The organism is Kribbella sp. NPDC051587, from assembly GCF_044453945.1.
Taxonomy (GTDB): Bacteria; Actinomycetota; Actinomycetes; order Propionibacteriales; family Kribbellaceae; genus Kribbella.
Map to the genome: position 1 here is coordinate 583,313 of NZ_JBITDE010000004.1, position 14,190 is coordinate 597,502.

A 14,190-nucleotide genomic window follows, 5' to 3' on the forward strand; every position below is an offset into this window, starting at 1 on the left:
GAGTAGCCCGGGACCCGCAGATCTCATATGTGACTCAGGCGGCCGGAGTCATCTCGTCCGCCAGTTCTTTCTGTACGGCGGCCAGCTCGGCCGCCTCCGTCGCTTCCAGCGCCCGGCGGCGTCGCATGTCGCGAAGACCGCTCAGCGCGATGACCAGACCCAGGACCGACACCCCGGTGACGACCCCGAGACCGGGCTTGTACGCCGAGAGCATCCCGGCCGGCGTGGTCACGCCTGCCGCCTGGCTGCTGATGACCGCGGTCACCGCCGCGAGGACCACCGCGCCACCGACCTGGTTGGCCGTGTTGAACAGACCGGACGCGAGCCCCTGCTCGTCGTCGGCCACGCCGGACACCGCCTGGATGTTCAGCGCCGGGAACCCGATCGCGAAGCCGGCGCCGATCAGGATGATGCTCGGGAAGACGGTCGAGAAGTACGCCGACTCCGGGCCGATCCGCAGGGAGAGCGCGTACCCGACCACGAAGAGCATCATCGCCCCGATGATCATCTTGTCGGTGCCGATCCGGTCGGCGATCTTGCCGGCGTTCGGCGACAGGCCCACAACCAGCAGGCCGGCCGGGAGGAACGCCAGTGCGGTCTGCAGCGACGACCAGCCGAGCAGGTTCTGCAGGTACAGCGTGCCGATGAACTGGAAGGCGACGTACGCGCCGAAGACCGTCAGGCCGGCCAGGTTCGCCCGGCGCAGCGCACCGTCACGCAGGATGCCGAGCCGGACCAGCGGGTTCTTGGTGCGCAGCTCGATCACGATGAAAGCAGCCAGCAGTACGGCGGCCAGCGCGAACATCCCGATCGTCTGGAACGAGACCCACCCGGCGCTCTCCGCGCCGACAACCGCGTAGACCAGCGACAGCATGCCGCCGGTGACGGTCACCGCACCCGGTACGTCGTACCCACCGGCGACCTCGTCGCGCGGGCTGTTCGGGATGAGCTTGATCGCGAACAGCAGCACGATCAGGGCGACCGGGCCAGGCATCAGGAAGGTCCAGCGCCAACCGACCTCGGTCAGCGCGCCACCGAGGATCAGACCCATCGAGAAGCCGCTCGCGGCGCAGGTGGTGAAGATCGACAGGGCGCGGTTGCGATCCGGGCCCTCGTGGAAGGTCGTGGTGATGATGGAGAGCGCGGCCGGCGCGGTGAACGCGGCAGCGACGCCCTTGACGAACCGCGCACCAATGAGCAGTTCTGGTGAGGTGGCCAGCGAGCTGAGCATCGAGACGAGCGCGAAGACGGCCAGCGCGACCAGGAAGACCCGGCGGCGACCCAGCAGGTCGGCGGTCCGGCCGCCGAGGAGCAGCAGGCCGCCGTACCCGAGCACGTAGCCGGTCACGACCCACTGGAGCGAGGAAAGAGAGACGCCCAGGTCGGCGCCGATCGACGGCAGGGACATGCCGACCATCGAGACGTCCAGGCCGTCGAGGAAGATCACGCCGCAGACCACCAGCAGGGCTCCCCACAGCCGTGCGTCCCAGGTCATGCGTTCTGGCGATGTGATGTGCGTTGTCTGTGTCACGAGAAGAGACTATTGCATGCACGTGCATCTAATGTCTAGGCATTAAATGCGTTTGCATAGATTGCGCGTGCATGCTATGGTCGCCACCATGACCGTGACGAAGGTCAGCGCTGAGACTGGTGAGATCAGCGCCGATGTGCGCGCCTGGCGCGAGCTTCTCGCCCGCCACGCGGATATCACCTGCGCTCTCGACCGCGCGCTGCAAGCCGGTCACTCCCTCGGCATGAGTGAGTACGAGGTGCTCGAGCGACTGGCCGAGCTCCCCGACCACTCCTCCAAGATCGCCACGATCGCGAAGTCGGTCCACCTCAGCCAGAGCGCGCTCTCCCGCGTGATCGCGCGCCTCGAGTCCGACGGCCTGGTCACCCGCGACGTCTGCACACAGGACCGTCGCGCGGTGATCGTCTGCCTCACCGACGAAGGCCTCCGCCGCCAGGCCGAGGCGCTGCCGACCCAGCGCGAGGTTCTCGCCGACCGGCTGCACGCCCCGCTCGTCAAAAGCTGCGACCCCGCGGACTGAAACGATCGGCGAGTGACCGACGAAGCTCGCGAGATCATCGCCGACCTGCACCACATCGTGGCGCCCGACGGCATCCAGGAGAACTTCCGGCTGCGCGCGGGCGGGATCGACCACTGGGTCTACGCCCGCGGCCAGGACCGGTCGAATCCGGTGATCCTCTTCCTCCACGGCGGTCCCGCCGCGCCGCTCGCTCCGGTCGCCTGGCAGTTCCAGCGACCGATCGAGGAGTACTTCACGGTCGTCACCTACGACCAGCGCGGCGCGGGCCGCACGTTGCGCGAGGTCGACCCGGCCACCATCACGGACACCCTGACCATCGCCCAGTACGTCGAGGACGCGATCGAGCTCGCCGAGCAGATCCGCACCCGGTACGGCGTGGACAAGCTCGTGCTGATCGGCCACAGCTGGGGCACCCTGATCGGGATCATGGCAGCCCTCGCCCGCCCGGACCTCTTCCACGTGTACGTCGGAATCGGGCAGATCATCGATGCCCGGGCCAACGAGACGCACTGCTACGAGTACGCCGTCGCCCAGGCCGAGCTGCACAACGACACCGAAGCACTCGAGCAGCTCGCCTCGATCGCGCCGTACCCAGGTGACGAGCCGGTCACCCGCGAGCGGATCATCATCGCTCGTCAGTGGGCGCAGTACCGCGGTGGCCTGAGCGCCTACCGGCACGAGAGCGGCTACTACTTCGGTGCACCGGAGCTGTCACCGGACTACGCGCCCGAGGACGTCGACACCATCGACGAGGGCAGCCTGTTCACGCTCGGCCGGGTGATCGACGAGATGCTCGCGTTCGACCTGTCGGCCACCACCGAGTTCCCGATCCCGGTGGTGATGTTCTTCGGCCGGCACGACTACACGACACCGACGGCACCCGTCGAGAACTGGCTGGCCACGGTCGAAGCGCCGTACAAGCAGGCTGTCTGGTTCGAAAACTCCGCCCATCTCGCGCCCTGGGAGGAGCCCGGCAAGACGCTGGTCAGCCTGCTCACCTACGTCCAGCCCCTCGTCACTCCCTGACGGCGCCTTCCAGCATGCCCGCGATGAAGTGCCGCTGCAGGAACGCATAGACCAGTACGACGGGGGTGCCCACGATGACGGCTCCGGCGGCGAGCAACGTGAAGCCCGACGTGTATTGACCGGAGAAGAAGGCCAGACCGAGCGGTGCGGTCCGCAGCGACTCACTTGTCACCATCACGAGCGGGATCAGGAACTCGTTCCAGGTCCACATGAAGACGAGCACGATCAGCGTCACCAGCGCCGGACGAGCCGGCGGCACGAGGATCAGCCACAGGGTTCGCCAGTGGCCGGCGCCGTCGAGGCGCGCCGCCTCGACGAGTGAGCGCGACGACGAGCGGAAGTACGCCCGCATCCAGAAGGTGCCAAAGGCAACGGATTGCGCGATCTGCGGGAGGATCATGGCCCAGAAGGTGTTCGTCAGCCCGAGGGTGCGCAGATCGAAGTACAGCGGTACGACGATCGCCTCGGTCGGCATCATGATGCCGATCAGGAACAGGTAGAACAACGCCGAGGCGCCGCGGAAGCGCATGGTGCCGAAGGCGTAACCGGACAGGATCGAGAACAGCACGCTGACCACCACGACGGTCACCGAGACCGCGATACTCATCCGCAGGTAGGTGCCGAAGTGGCCGATCTCCCAGGCCTTGCCGAAGTTCCCGAACCCGCTCGATCCACCGCCCGCGTCGTCAGGACCGAGCGCAGCGCCGAGGATCGTCACGATCGGACCGAGCGCGAACAACCCGAACACGATCAGCAAGGTGTAGTTGCCGATCCGCTCCCCCAGCGACGCCCTCATGCGGTGCCTCGATCCGCGAGCCGGTTGACGCCGAGCGTGATCGCGAAGATGAGCACGGTCAGGCAGACCCCGACAGCCGCCGCCGAACCGACCTGGCCCAGCTCGAACGCCCGGTGGTACACCTCGTACGACGGCACGCTGGTCGACGTACCGGGTCCTCCACTCGTGGTCACGTAGACCAGGTCGAAGGTGCGCAGCGCCGCGATTACGGTCAACGTCACCGCGACCGCGATCTCGCCCCGCACCGCAGGCAGGACCACCGCGAAGAACTCGGCCACCGGCCCAGCCCCGTCGAGCCGCGCCGCCTCATACCGTTCCGCCGGGATCCGCGCCATCCCCGCCATCAGCAGCACCGTCACCAGCCCGGTCTCGACCCACGTCCCGATCACCCCGACCGCGGGCAACGCGAACGTGTAGTCACCCAGCCACCCTCGCGAACCACCCAGTACGTCGTTCAGTGGACCGTCCGGCGAGTAGATGTTGCGCCAGGCAACCGCCACCACGACCATCGCGATCACCTGCGGCAGGAACACGATCGTCCGGAAGAACCCGAGTCCGCGCACCCTTGCCCGCTGCAACACCGTCGCCAGGGCGAGCCCGATCACCACCGGAAGCACCGCATAGAAGACGATCAGCACCAACGCATGCCCGAACGCCGCCCGCAGTCCGGCGTCCCGGACCACGTCCGCATAGTTGCTCAGGCCAACGAACTTGCCCAGCGTGATCCCGTCCCACTCGAACAACGACAGGTGGACGGCGCGGATCAACGGGTAGAGCAGGAACGCGCCGTACACGAGCAACGCCGGGAGGATGTACAGATACCCGACCCGACGCGGCTCGCCAGGTGGTGAACTCATTTGCCCGCGAACTTGCTGTAGTCGGTCTCCAGCTTGTCCAGGAACTGTTGTGGGGTTGCCTTCTTCGCCAGCAGGTCCTGCAGCGCGGCGCCGATCGTGTCGTACATGGTCGGGGTCGCGTAGTCGAGGTACGGAACGAGTGATTCGGAGGAGACCGCACCGCCGAAGCTCTTGAAGATGTCACCGGCGAGGCCGGCCGGCGGCTGCTGCGCGGCCGTGTCGGCGATCGGCAGGTTGCCGGTCGAGGTCAGCACCTTCATCGCGTCCGGGCTGGTGATGTAGTTGATGTACGCCGCGGCCGCGTCCGGGTTCTTGGACTTGTTCGTGATCGCGAACGGCAGCCCGGTACCACCGGTGACCGGCTTCCCGCCGGGCGGCAGCATGAAGCCGACCTTGTCACCGAGCGCCTTCTGCAGATCGGCCTGCAGCCAGGTTCCGGCGATCAGGAACGTGCCCTTGCCCTTGCCGAAGTCCTGCCAGGCCGGGTCGTACCCCTGCCCGTTGAAGCCGCTGTTGAAGTATCCCTTGTCCACCCAGGACACGAGCGTCTCGGCAGCCTTCTGGTTCTCCGGCGACTTCCACGACGCACCCGGCCGGCCGAACGCGAGCTTGGTGATCTGGTCGGCCGGCACGAACTGGTCCTGCACCGTGCCGAACACGTGAATGGCCGGCCACTTGTCCAGGTTGCCGAACTGCAGCGGCACGTCACCGGCAGCCTTCGCCTTCGCGAGCGCCTCCTCGAAATCGGCCCACGAGGTCGGCGGCGTCGCGACCTTCGTCTTGTTGTAGTAGAGCCCGACCACTTCACCGACCTGCGGCATCCCGTAAAGGTTGCCCTCACCAAACGTCTTGCCGTCGGCGGAATACCGCGAGTACTGCAACACCGAAGCCGGGTAGCGATCGCCCCACTTGTAGGCCTCGGCCCACTTGTCCAGCGGCACCAACTGACCGGCCTTGACGAACTCGCCCATGTCCGACCGGCCGTTGTTCGCCTGTACGACGTCCGGTGCGTCGTTACCCGACAACGCCAGCCGCAGCGTGGTCTTCAAATCGTCGAACGACCGCGACACCCGCTTGATCTTGATGTTCGGGTACTTGGCCTCGAACCCCTTGATCTGCGCGGCCATCTGGGCCGCCTGACCACCGCGGACCTCCTGGTCCCAGACCGTCAGCTCGACCTGACCGAGGGCGGCGGCATCCGTCTTCACCGTGCTCGGCGCGCTCGCACCACCACTCGGGCTGCCCGATCCCGGCGTACAGGCGGTCGCGGTGAGCGCCAGCGCGACCGCCGCGATGATCGTCTTCTTCACGTTCGGCTCCTCAGTTCAGCGTGTACGTGTAGCCGTTGCCCGTCAGTCCGGTCAATACCCGCTCACGGTGGTCCTCACCCCGCAGCTCGAGCTGCAGCGCCACCTCGACCTCGTCCAGGCTCAGCGACTCCGAGATCCGCTCGTGCACGACCTCGATGATGTTCGCGTCCAGCTCGGCGAGCTGTGTCAGCAGCTTGGCCAGGCCACCGGGCGTGTCCGGGATCCGCACCCGCAGCGACAGGTAGCGCCCGGCCGCCGCCATGCCGTTGCGGATCACCCGCATCAGCAGCAGCGGGTCGATGTTGCCGCCGGACAGCACCACCACGACCGGCGGCTTGAAGGTCTTCGGCGCATCCAGTACGGCGGCCACCGCCGCGGCCCCGGCCGGTTCGACCACGAGCTTGGCCCGTTCGAGGACCAGCAAGAGGGCCTTCGACAACGAACTCTCGGTCACCGTGCGGACATCACCGACGTACTGCTGGACCGCCTCGAACGGCACCTTGCCCGGCAGCCCGACCGCGATCCCGTCGGCCATCGTGCTCATCCCCGCCAGCTGGACCGGTACGCCGGCCGCCAGCGACGCCGGGTACGCCGCTGCTCCGGCCGCCTGGACTCCGACCACTCCGATCGGCATCCCGTCGCGCTGCATCGCGGTCGCGATCCCGGCCAGCAGACCGCCACCACCAGTCGGTACGACGACCGTCCGGACCTGCGGGCACTGTTCGACGATCTCCAGCCCGGCGGTCGCCTGGCCGGCGACGATGTCCGGGTGGTCGAAGGGATGGATCAGGACGGCGCCGGTCTCCGCCTCGAACTTCAGCGCCTCCCGGAGGCAGTCGTCGATCGACGTCCCGGTGAACCGGATCTCCGCGCCGTACGCACGGGTCGCCTTCTCCTTCGGGATGGGCGCGCCGTGCGGCATGAACACGGTGGCCTTGATCCCGAGCAGCTGCGCCGCGAGCGCGACCCCCTGCGCATGGTTGCCCGCACTCGCCGCGACCACCCCGCGCGCCCGCTCGGACTTCGACAGCCGCGCCATCCGCACATAGGCACCGCGGAGTTTGAAGGATCCGGTGCGCTGCAGGTTCTCGCACTTGAGGAAGACGTCCCCACCGACCAGTTCACTGAGCCACCGCGAGTACTCCAACGGCGTCGGCGCGACCACGTCGTGCAACAGATCCGCGGCCCGCGCGATGTCCTTGGCATCGATCACGTCCTCACCCTACGCACGAAAAGCGTGTGTGTTCGGGAAATCGGCGAACTACTCTGCATCGATGAAGGTCACCGCGCTGGTCCAGCTCGAAATCGATGTCCCGGAGAAGGGCTGGTTCCCGGATGTCGAGCCGGTCCTGCAGGCGTTACAAGAACAGCACGGCATCGCGGCCTACGTGCTCAGCTGCCAACAGGTCGAGCCGGACCACACGACGTACGTGATGATGCCGACCGACGCACCGCCGGCGCCGTCCGCGCCGACGTGGGACCAAGCAGGCTGGTACGCCGATGCGCTGCCTTGGATCGATGAGCATGTGACCCGGACCGGTCCCCCTGCCCAGGTGCGCGTCTGGGGTCTCTCGAACGTTCTTCGCGTCCCGACCACCGAGGGCATCGTCTACTTCAAGGCACACGCACACTCCAGCACCCTGCCGCCGGCCGAGCTGCCGCTCCTCTTCGCCCACGAGCCACGGTTGCTGACGTCGCTCGAAGGCGCGGTCCCGCAGCCGCTCGCGATCGATGAGAAGCGCGTCTGGATGCTGTTGCCCGACCTGGGCGCGCCGCTGGCCGACCAGACGGACATCGCACTCTGGATCGAAGCAGTACAGAGCCACGCGCGGCTGCAACGCTCGTACGTCGGCCGCGCTGACCACCTGCTCGACATCAGCTGCGTCGACCGGCGACTCGCCGTACTGGATGCCGAAGTGGACCAGTTGCTCGGCGACAACCCGGGCACCGCGTGGCTGGAGCCGCACGAGCGAGTCGAGCTGGAGGCACGACGTACAGAGATGCGTACGGCGATTGCCGAGCTGGCCGCGATCGGCGTACCGGAGACGTTGCTGCACGCCGATCTGCACCCGCGCAACATCGCGGTCCGCGACGGACAGGTGCTCGCGTTCGACTGGACGGATGCGGCGGTCTCGCATCCGTTCATGGATCTGGTGACCTTCGTCGAGGAGCGCTCACCACTGTCGATGGACGATCGCGTGCGAGACGCCTATCTGGCGGAGTGGACGGAGTACGCGCCGATGGCCGACCTGCGACGCGCGCTCGAACTCGCCAACAAGCTCGGCGCCCTGTTCCAGGCAATGACGTCGTTGCATCTGATGGCCAACCTCACCGGCCCGGACCGCGAGGCCATGGTGCGCGGCGCCGGTTGGTGGCTTCGGCTCGTCAACGGCACAGTACGTTGAGGTGATGGCGCAGCACCCGGCGGACCGGCGGATCGAGGTGCCGGTCCCACACTGGATGGCGCTCGTCGCGTAACCACGCGTAGTACGCGAGCGCCTCCGCCAACGCCGTCTCGCGCAAGTAGCCACGCGCGAGCGGCTGCTTCCCGCGGCCGTTGGGGCGAGGGCGTCGCTCGTACGCCGCATTGGCCGTGAAGATCCCCAGCCCGTAGAACACGGTCAGCAGATCGGTCAGCGACTCGTGGTCGGGCCGATGCGCGAAGGTGATCCGCCCAGCCCCGAGCAGCAACTCATGACCAACCTCATGCGCGTAGATCGCGACCAGCGCGACCGGGTCGGTCGCCAGACTCGGCGCCAAGTGGATCTCGTTCCCCGCTTCCGCCCGGACCCACCGCCCGGTCGCTTCCTTCACCGTCCCGACCCGCTGCCGCCGGACTCCGTCGGCGAGGCCGAAGCTCAGTGCACACTGCCCCGGCGCGAGCCCCATCAGGTCGGCAACCCGGGCACACACGGCTTCGGCCGCGGCGACCGAGCCGTCGTACCCGGCCGGGACAAGGTCGGACGGCAGCACGATCGGACGCCGTACGACGTCCTCACCGAACTCGCTCGACAGCCAGTCCATCGAGGCCCGGATCCACCGCCGACGTCCACCGGGTAACCGTTCCTGCGGCAGTTTCAGCCGAGCTCGCAGTTGCTGACCTCGCCGCAGCGCACCGATCGGATTCCTCACCTGCCGGATCATGTCCGGTCTGACGGGGTTTCACGCATTGTGGTTCCGGCCATCACCGTTAGTCACTTCAGCAGGAGTTTGCCGAGGCGGCGGGAGGCGATGTACATGCCGGTGGCGCCCATGACGGTGAGGTAGGCGGCGTTGATCAGAAGGGACCAGCCGACGGTGCCGGTGGTGAGGGCTCGTTCGAGGTGGACGCCTTGGTAGAGCGGGGTGATCTCGACGAGCCAGCGGATCGCGCCTGGGTAGGTCTCGATCGGGTAGAAGGTGGCGGAGAACAGGAACATCGGGATCGTCGCGAGCTGGACGAACTCGAAGTCCTGCCAGCTGCGCATGAACGTCGTCAGCGCCATCCCGGCCCCGGCGAACGCGAACCCGATCAGGATCGACGCGGGCAGCGCGACCAGCGCCCACCACGAGGTGACGAGGCCGAGCGCGAGCATCACCAGCACGAACATCGCCGAGTAGCAGGCGCCCCGGAGCAGCGCCCAGGTCACCTCGCCGGTGGCGATGTCCCACGGCCGCATCGGCGTGGCCAGCATCGAGTCGTAGAGCTTGGCGTACTTCATCCGGAAGAAGATGTTGTACGTCGAGTCGAAGATCGCCCCGTTCATCGCCGAGCTGGCGAGCATCGCGGGCGCGACGAAGGCGGCGTACCCGATCTTGGTCCCGTCGGCGAGCGTGAAGTCGCCGACCAGTTGGGCGACGCCGATGCCGATCGAGAGCAGGTAGAAGACCGGCTCGGTGAAGCCGGACAGGAAGACGACCCAGGAGCGCCGGTAGAGCAGGAAGTTGCGCTCGACGATGTGCCGGCCGCCGAGCCGGAGCGGGACCGGGACGACCCGGACTGCCAGAGTCGCCATCAGCCGATCAACTTCTTCGTGAAGCCGCGCACGGCGAGCCGGGTCCCGACCAGGAACCAGGCCAGCAGATACGCAAGGTTGAGCAGCACGAGCCAGGGATGGACCGTGCCGAGGCTGAGATCGCGCGACAGCTGAACGCCGTGCCACAGCGGACTCAGGTAGGCCAGCCACTCGATCCAGTTCGGCAGTTGCGAGACGGGGAAGAACGCACCGGAGAACAGGAACGCCGGGACCACCCCGAACCGGAACACCATCGCCAGCCCGGAGTCGTTCTCCAGCGAACTCGCGAAGGCCACCACGGGTGCGGCGGCCGCCATCCCGACCAGGACCACGACCGGCAGCGCGAGCACACCGAGCGGCGAGTGCAGCCCGCCGAACACCGCGATCACGCCCAGGAACACCAGACAGGTGCTCGCCACCCGGAAGGCGATGAACGTCAACTGCCCATAAACCACATCAACCGGACGCAACGGCGTCGCGATCATCGAGTGGTAGAACTTCTGCCACTTCAACCCACTCAACACCGGGTACGTCGATTCGCCGACCGCGATCTGCAACGCGGTCGACGCGAGCAGGCCAGGTGCGATGAACTGCAGGTAGCTCACGCCACCGAGAGCACCAGTCCCGTTGCTGTCGACGAACGAGCCGAGCCCGATCCCCATCGCGGCCAGGTACAGCATCGGCAGCAGGAAGCTGCTGATCAGGCTGCCCTTCCAGGTCCGCTTGTAGACCGTCACCCAGTAGTCGTACTGACGACGGCCGTTCTCCACCGCGATCGACATCAGTCCACCAACGTCCGGCCGGTCAGCCGGAGGAACACGTCCTCCAGGGTCGAACGCCGTACCAGGACCGCGGCCGGGCTCAGACCACGCTCATGGACGGCGGCAACCGCGCGCTCACCGTCGTCCGTGTAGAGCAGAAGCCGGTCCGGCAGCACCTCGATCCGCTGCGCGAGGTCGGAGACCTTGCCGGCCAGAGCATCGTGGTCGGCCATCATCACCTCGGGCCCGAACCGCAGCTCGGTCACCTCACGCGTCGAGTAGTCGCGGATCAGCTCAGCTGGTGACCCCTCGGCCGCGATCAATCCACCGTCCATCACGACCAGCCGATCACACAGCTGCTCGGCCTCGTCCATGTAGTGCGTGGTGATGATCAGCGTGACCCCGGCCTGCTTGAGCCGGAACAGCTTGTCCCACAACAGATGCCGGGCCTGCGGGTCCAGCCCGGTGGTCGGCTCGTCGAGCAGCAGCAGATCAGGTTTGCTGACCAGCGAACGCGCGATCGTCAGCCTCCGCTTCATCCCGCCCGACAGCTCGTCGACCTTGACCTTCGCCTTCTCGGTCAGCGCGACGAACTCCAGCAACTCGTCGGCCCGCTCACGACACTCGGCCCGGCTGAGCCCGAAGTACCGGCCGTAGATCGTCAGGTTCTCCCGGACGGACAGCTCGGTGTCGAGAGTGTCGTCCTGCGGGCAGACGCCGAGCCGGGCCCGGATCGCCGGTCCCTCGGTCGCCGGGTCCATCCCGAGGATCCGCAGCGTGCCACCACTGGTCGGCGAGACGGCACCGATCATCCGCATCGTCGACGACTTGCCGGCGCCGTTCGGCCCGAGGAAGCCGAACGCCTCCCCCCGCCACACGTCCAGGTCGATCCCGCGCACCGCCTCGAAGCCGCCGTACGACTTCCTCAGACCGCGCACATGAACCAAGGACTCCCGCTGCTCATCCACGCCAATGACCCTAAACGGAATCGCCGACAGTTTCGTCCTGGGTGTTCGCGCGACCGCTTGCGCCGGGCCCGGAGCGCGATCTTACTGGGCCGAAGAGGCTCGTCTTGCCCGTCTGCCTGGGGAGGCACCGCATGGCCAAGCTCCGCCGTACGACGTTCCTGCTCGCCCTGTCCACCCTGCTCGTCGCCCTGACCGCGGCACCGGCCTCGGCCGCCACCGTGTACTCGACCGGGTTCGAGGATCCGCCGGTGTCGGCGGCGTATCAGGAGTACTTCACCGGCGAGCAGTTCGACGGCTGGACGGTCACCGCCGGCACCGTCGACACGGTCACCCTGTTCACGGACGCCGAAGGTCGGCAATCCCTCGACCTCAACGGTTCCCTCGACGGCTCGATCGCCCGGACACTGCCGGCGCAGCTGCTCACGACGTACAAGGTGACCTTCGCCGTGGCCGGCAACACGGAGGGGCCGCCGACCGTGAAGAGCGGCAAGGTGCAGGTCAACGGCCAGGACGTCGACTCGTTCACCTTCAGCATCGCCGGAAAGAACCGCTACTCGATGGGCTGGGTCTACCGCAGCTTCTACTTCACCAACGTGCTGTCGAACTCGTCGGTCCTGCAGTTCTCCGGAACGACGGGATCCAAGTGGGGCGCGGTGATCGACGATCTCACGATCGAGAGCTGCCTACTGATTCTCTGCCCGGCATCCGCGTCGACCGTCAACCGCGTCCACTAGCCACTGCCGGTCAGTGGCACCCGCTCACCGATCTGGACCTGAAGCGGCCTTAGCCGCGGCCGGCGTACGGCATTCCGGCGGCCATCACCATCAGGTGCGGTACGGCGACCGAGGTAGGTAGCTTCGAGACCTGCACCACGAAGTCCGCGACGATCTTGGGGTCGAACGTCGGCTCGACCGCGATCGAGCCGTCCGGCTGGAGCGCGCCTTGCTCCATCCGCTCGGTCATCGCGGTCGCCGCGTTGCCGATGTCGATCTGGCAGGCGGTGATCCCGTGCGGGCGCCCGTCCAGCTCCAGCTGCTTCGTCAGTCCGGTGATGGCGTGCTTGCTCGCGGTGTACGCCATGCTCTGCGGTCGCGGCACGTGGGCGGAGATCGAGCCGTTGTTGATGATCCGGCCACCGACCGGGTCCTGCGACAGCATCCGCGTGAACGCAGCCTGCGCGCACAGGAACGACCCGGTCAGGTTGGTGTCGATCACCCGCCGCCAGTCCTCCTCGGACACATCCGGTACGGCGGCCGCCGGCGCGCCGGTGCCGGCGTTGTTCACCAGCACGTCGATGCGGTCGAGTCCGCCGAAGAACCGTCGTACCGCCTCGCCGTCGGTCACGTCGAGGACGACGAGACCCTTCACCGGTCCCAGCTCCATGGTCTCGCGCAGCTTCGATTCGGTGCGGCCGGTGACGATCACGTCGTACCCGGCCGCTGCCAGCGCCAGCGCCATCTCGCGTCCGAGTCCGGACCCACCACCGGTCACCACTGCCACCTGTGTCATGCAGGCAAGGTACGCCGCCAGTACAGAGCGGTGGCTCCCGCCACGGCGGTCACCGCGATGAACTCCAGCCAGGCCGCGTGGCCGAGCGGCGGCACCAGCTCCGTCGTCAGGTTCCACGCCGCGTGCAGGAGGATCGCCGCCGGTACGCCGCCGCGGAGCCGCTCGGTCACGAACAACATCAGGAAGGTGAGCGGGAAGATCTCGAGGAAGAAGATCAGCCCTTGCTGGGTGAACAGCCCGTCGTCGTACTGACCGGTCCCCGGCAGGAAGAACAGCGGCACGTGCCACAGCCACCACGCCGTACCGAGAATCGCAGTCGTCGCCGGCAGATCGTAGTACTGGCGCAGTCGCGGCTGCACGTATCCGCGCCAGCCGAACTCCTCCGCGAGCGGGCCGGCCACCAGCGTGTAGGCGGCCGCTCCCAGAATCCCGCCGGCTCCCGCGATCACCGAGCTCGCGTGGCCGGGCAGCTCCGCCAGGTTCCCGACCAGCGCGGTCGCGATCAGCGGAGCAGCAGCTCCCAGTACGACGGCGGCGATCGGCCAGCTGAGTGACCAGCGAACCACCCGGCGCCGCTCCCGGTGCCAGAGCCACATCACCAGGGCGGCGAGGGACGGCCCGGAGGTCGCCAACCCGAAGATCAGCCGGCCCACCGGCTGGTCGATCTCCACCTTCAGCACGCCCAGGAACAGGTAGGGCACCCAGGTCAGCACCAGGCAGATCACGCCGAACTCAACCAATCGGCGTCTCGTCAGCGTCTTGTCGTGTACCGCAGTCGTCGTCACGCCACCAGCCTGACGGCCACGGACGGTGACCGCGAGGAGCCTGAACCACCCTCCTAGGTGGTCTTAGCCCCACCACAACTGCGAAGAGTGACGAATTGAGCACTAAGAGCAAATGAGTGGCAGCTCACTCAT

15 protein-coding genes are annotated in these 14,190 nt (G+C 67.4%); 4 read left to right on the top strand and 11 right to left on the bottom strand.

Features of this window, described 5'->3' with window-relative positions; genetic code table 11:
* Positions 1–34 precede the first annotated feature (34 nt).
* Positions 35–1,531, bottom strand: coding sequence for an MFS transporter (locus ACIA49_RS18485; RefSeq protein ID WP_396378396.1), 1,497 nt, complete (start codon positions 1,529–1,531; stop codon positions 35–37).
* A gap of 88 nt (positions 1,532–1,619) precedes the next feature.
* On the opposite strand from ACIA49_RS18485, the gene ACIA49_RS18490 reads away from it, so the two are divergent.
* A complete protein-coding gene (locus ACIA49_RS18490) occupies positions 1,620–2,051 on the top strand; it encodes a MarR family winged helix-turn-helix transcriptional regulator (protein ID WP_396378398.1) in 432 nt (143 codons plus the stop codon).
* A 12-nt stretch (positions 2,052–2,063) separates the two neighbouring features.
* Positions 2,064–3,077, top strand: coding sequence for an alpha/beta fold hydrolase (locus ACIA49_RS18495; RefSeq protein WP_396378400.1), 1,014 nt, complete (start codon positions 2,064–2,066; stop codon positions 3,075–3,077).
* On the opposite strand, the gene ACIA49_RS18500 is transcribed toward ACIA49_RS18495, so the two are convergent.
* The 4 genes from ACIA49_RS18500 to ilvA are packed head-to-tail and all read right to left on the bottom strand — an operon-like array spanning position 3,067 to position 7,253.
* Positions 3,067–3,873, bottom strand: a complete 807-nt coding sequence (locus ACIA49_RS18500) for a carbohydrate ABC transporter permease (RefSeq protein WP_396378401.1) — start codon at positions 3,871–3,873, stop codon at positions 3,067–3,069. The two genes, ACIA49_RS18495 and ACIA49_RS18500, sit on opposite strands and share 11 nt — an antisense overlap.
* Positions 3,870–4,730, bottom strand: coding sequence for a carbohydrate ABC transporter permease (locus ACIA49_RS18505; protein ID WP_396378402.1), 861 nt, complete (start codon positions 4,728–4,730; stop codon positions 3,870–3,872). Before ACIA49_RS18505 ends, ACIA49_RS18500 begins: the two co-directional genes overlap by 4 nt.
* Positions 4,727–6,040: an extracellular solute-binding protein gene (locus ACIA49_RS18510; RefSeq protein WP_396378403.1), complete on the bottom strand. Its 1,314-nt coding sequence runs from the start codon at positions 6,038–6,040 to the stop codon at positions 4,727–4,729. Before ACIA49_RS18510 ends, ACIA49_RS18505 begins: the two co-directional genes overlap by 4 nt.
* Before the next feature lie 10 nt (positions 6,041–6,050).
* Positions 6,051–7,253, bottom strand: coding sequence for a threonine ammonia-lyase (gene ilvA / locus ACIA49_RS18515; protein WP_396378404.1), 1,203 nt, complete (start codon positions 7,251–7,253; stop codon positions 6,051–6,053).
* Between the two features lie 61 nt (positions 7,254–7,314).
* On the opposite strand from ilvA, the gene ACIA49_RS18520 reads away from it, so the two are divergent.
* Positions 7,315–8,445, top strand: coding sequence for a phosphotransferase family protein (locus tag ACIA49_RS18520; protein ID WP_396378405.1), 1,131 nt, complete (start codon positions 7,315–7,317; stop codon positions 8,443–8,445).
* Here the strand turns inward: ACIA49_RS18520 and ACIA49_RS18525 are convergent.
* The 4 genes from ACIA49_RS18525 to ACIA49_RS18540 all read right to left on the bottom strand — a co-directional run bounded on the left by ACIA49_RS18525 (position 8,426) and on the right by ACIA49_RS18540 (position 11,764).
* Positions 8,426–9,172, bottom strand: coding sequence for a hypothetical protein (locus tag ACIA49_RS18525; RefSeq protein ID WP_396378406.1), 747 nt, complete (start codon positions 9,170–9,172; stop codon positions 8,426–8,428). The two genes, ACIA49_RS18520 and ACIA49_RS18525, sit on opposite strands and share 20 nt — an antisense overlap.
* Positions 9,173–9,234: 62 nt before the next feature.
* Positions 9,235–10,035, bottom strand: a complete 801-nt coding sequence (locus tag ACIA49_RS18530; RefSeq protein WP_396378407.1) for an ABC transporter permease — start codon at positions 10,033–10,035, stop codon at positions 9,235–9,237.
* On the bottom strand, positions 10,035–10,817 hold the full coding sequence (locus ACIA49_RS18535; RefSeq protein ID WP_396378408.1) for an ABC transporter permease: 783 nt from the start codon (positions 10,815–10,817) through the stop codon (positions 10,035–10,037). Before ACIA49_RS18535 ends, ACIA49_RS18530 begins: the two co-directional genes overlap by 1 nt.
* Positions 10,817–11,764 (bottom strand): ABC transporter ATP-binding protein, encoded by a 948-nt coding sequence (locus ACIA49_RS18540; protein ID WP_396378409.1) that lies wholly within the window; start codon positions 11,762–11,764, stop codon positions 10,817–10,819. Before ACIA49_RS18540 ends, ACIA49_RS18535 begins: the two co-directional genes overlap by 1 nt.
* Before the next feature lie 131 nt (positions 11,765–11,895).
* Between ACIA49_RS18540 and ACIA49_RS18545 the strand changes: the two genes are divergently transcribed.
* Complete coding sequence (locus ACIA49_RS18545) at positions 11,896–12,498, top strand: DUF642 domain-containing protein (protein ID WP_396378410.1); 603 nt, start codon at positions 11,896–11,898, stop codon at positions 12,496–12,498.
* 49 nt (positions 12,499–12,547) lie between these two features.
* On the opposite strand, the gene ACIA49_RS18550 is transcribed toward ACIA49_RS18545, so the two are convergent.
* A complete protein-coding gene (locus tag ACIA49_RS18550) occupies positions 12,548–13,273 on the bottom strand; it encodes an SDR family oxidoreductase (RefSeq protein ID WP_396378411.1) in 726 nt (241 codons plus the stop codon).
* Positions 13,270–14,058 carry a type II CAAX prenyl endopeptidase Rce1 family protein gene (locus ACIA49_RS18555; protein ID WP_396378412.1) on the bottom strand — a complete coding sequence of 263 codons (789 nt, stop codon included), beginning with the start codon at positions 14,056–14,058 and terminating at the stop codon, positions 13,270–13,272. The genes ACIA49_RS18550 and ACIA49_RS18555 overlap by 4 nt, the downstream gene beginning before the upstream one ends.
* Positions 14,059–14,190 lie beyond the last annotated feature (132 nt).

Excerpts from the sequence above, each read along its gene's own strand:
- ACIA49_RS18545 (WP_396378410.1), top strand. The coding sequence starts at position 11,896 with ATGGCCAAGCTCCGCCGTACGACGTTCCTGCTCGCCCTGTCCACCCTG.
- ACIA49_RS18505 (WP_396378402.1), bottom strand. The coding sequence starts at position 4,730 with ATGAGTTCACCACCTGGCGAGCCGCGTCGGGTCGGGTATCTGTACATC.
- ACIA49_RS18535 (WP_396378408.1), bottom strand. The coding sequence starts at position 10,817 with ATGTCGATCGCGGTGGAGAACGGCCGTCGTCAGTACGACTACTGGGTG.
- ACIA49_RS18520 (WP_396378405.1), top strand. The coding sequence starts at position 7,315 with ATGAAGGTCACCGCGCTGGTCCAGCTCGAAATCGATGTCCCGGAGAAG.
- ACIA49_RS18550 (WP_396378411.1), bottom strand. The coding sequence starts at position 13,273 with ATGACACAGGTGGCAGTGGTGACCGGTGGTGGGTCCGGACTCGGACGC.
- ACIA49_RS18500 (WP_396378401.1), bottom strand. The coding sequence starts at position 3,873 with ATGAGGGCGTCGCTGGGGGAGCGGATCGGCAACTACACCTTGCTGATC.
- ACIA49_RS18530 (WP_396378407.1), bottom strand. The coding sequence starts at position 10,035 with ATGGCGACTCTGGCAGTCCGGGTCGTCCCGGTCCCGCTCCGGCTCGGC.
- ACIA49_RS18490 (WP_396378398.1), top strand. The coding sequence starts at position 1,620 with ATGACCGTGACGAAGGTCAGCGCTGAGACTGGTGAGATCAGCGCCGAT.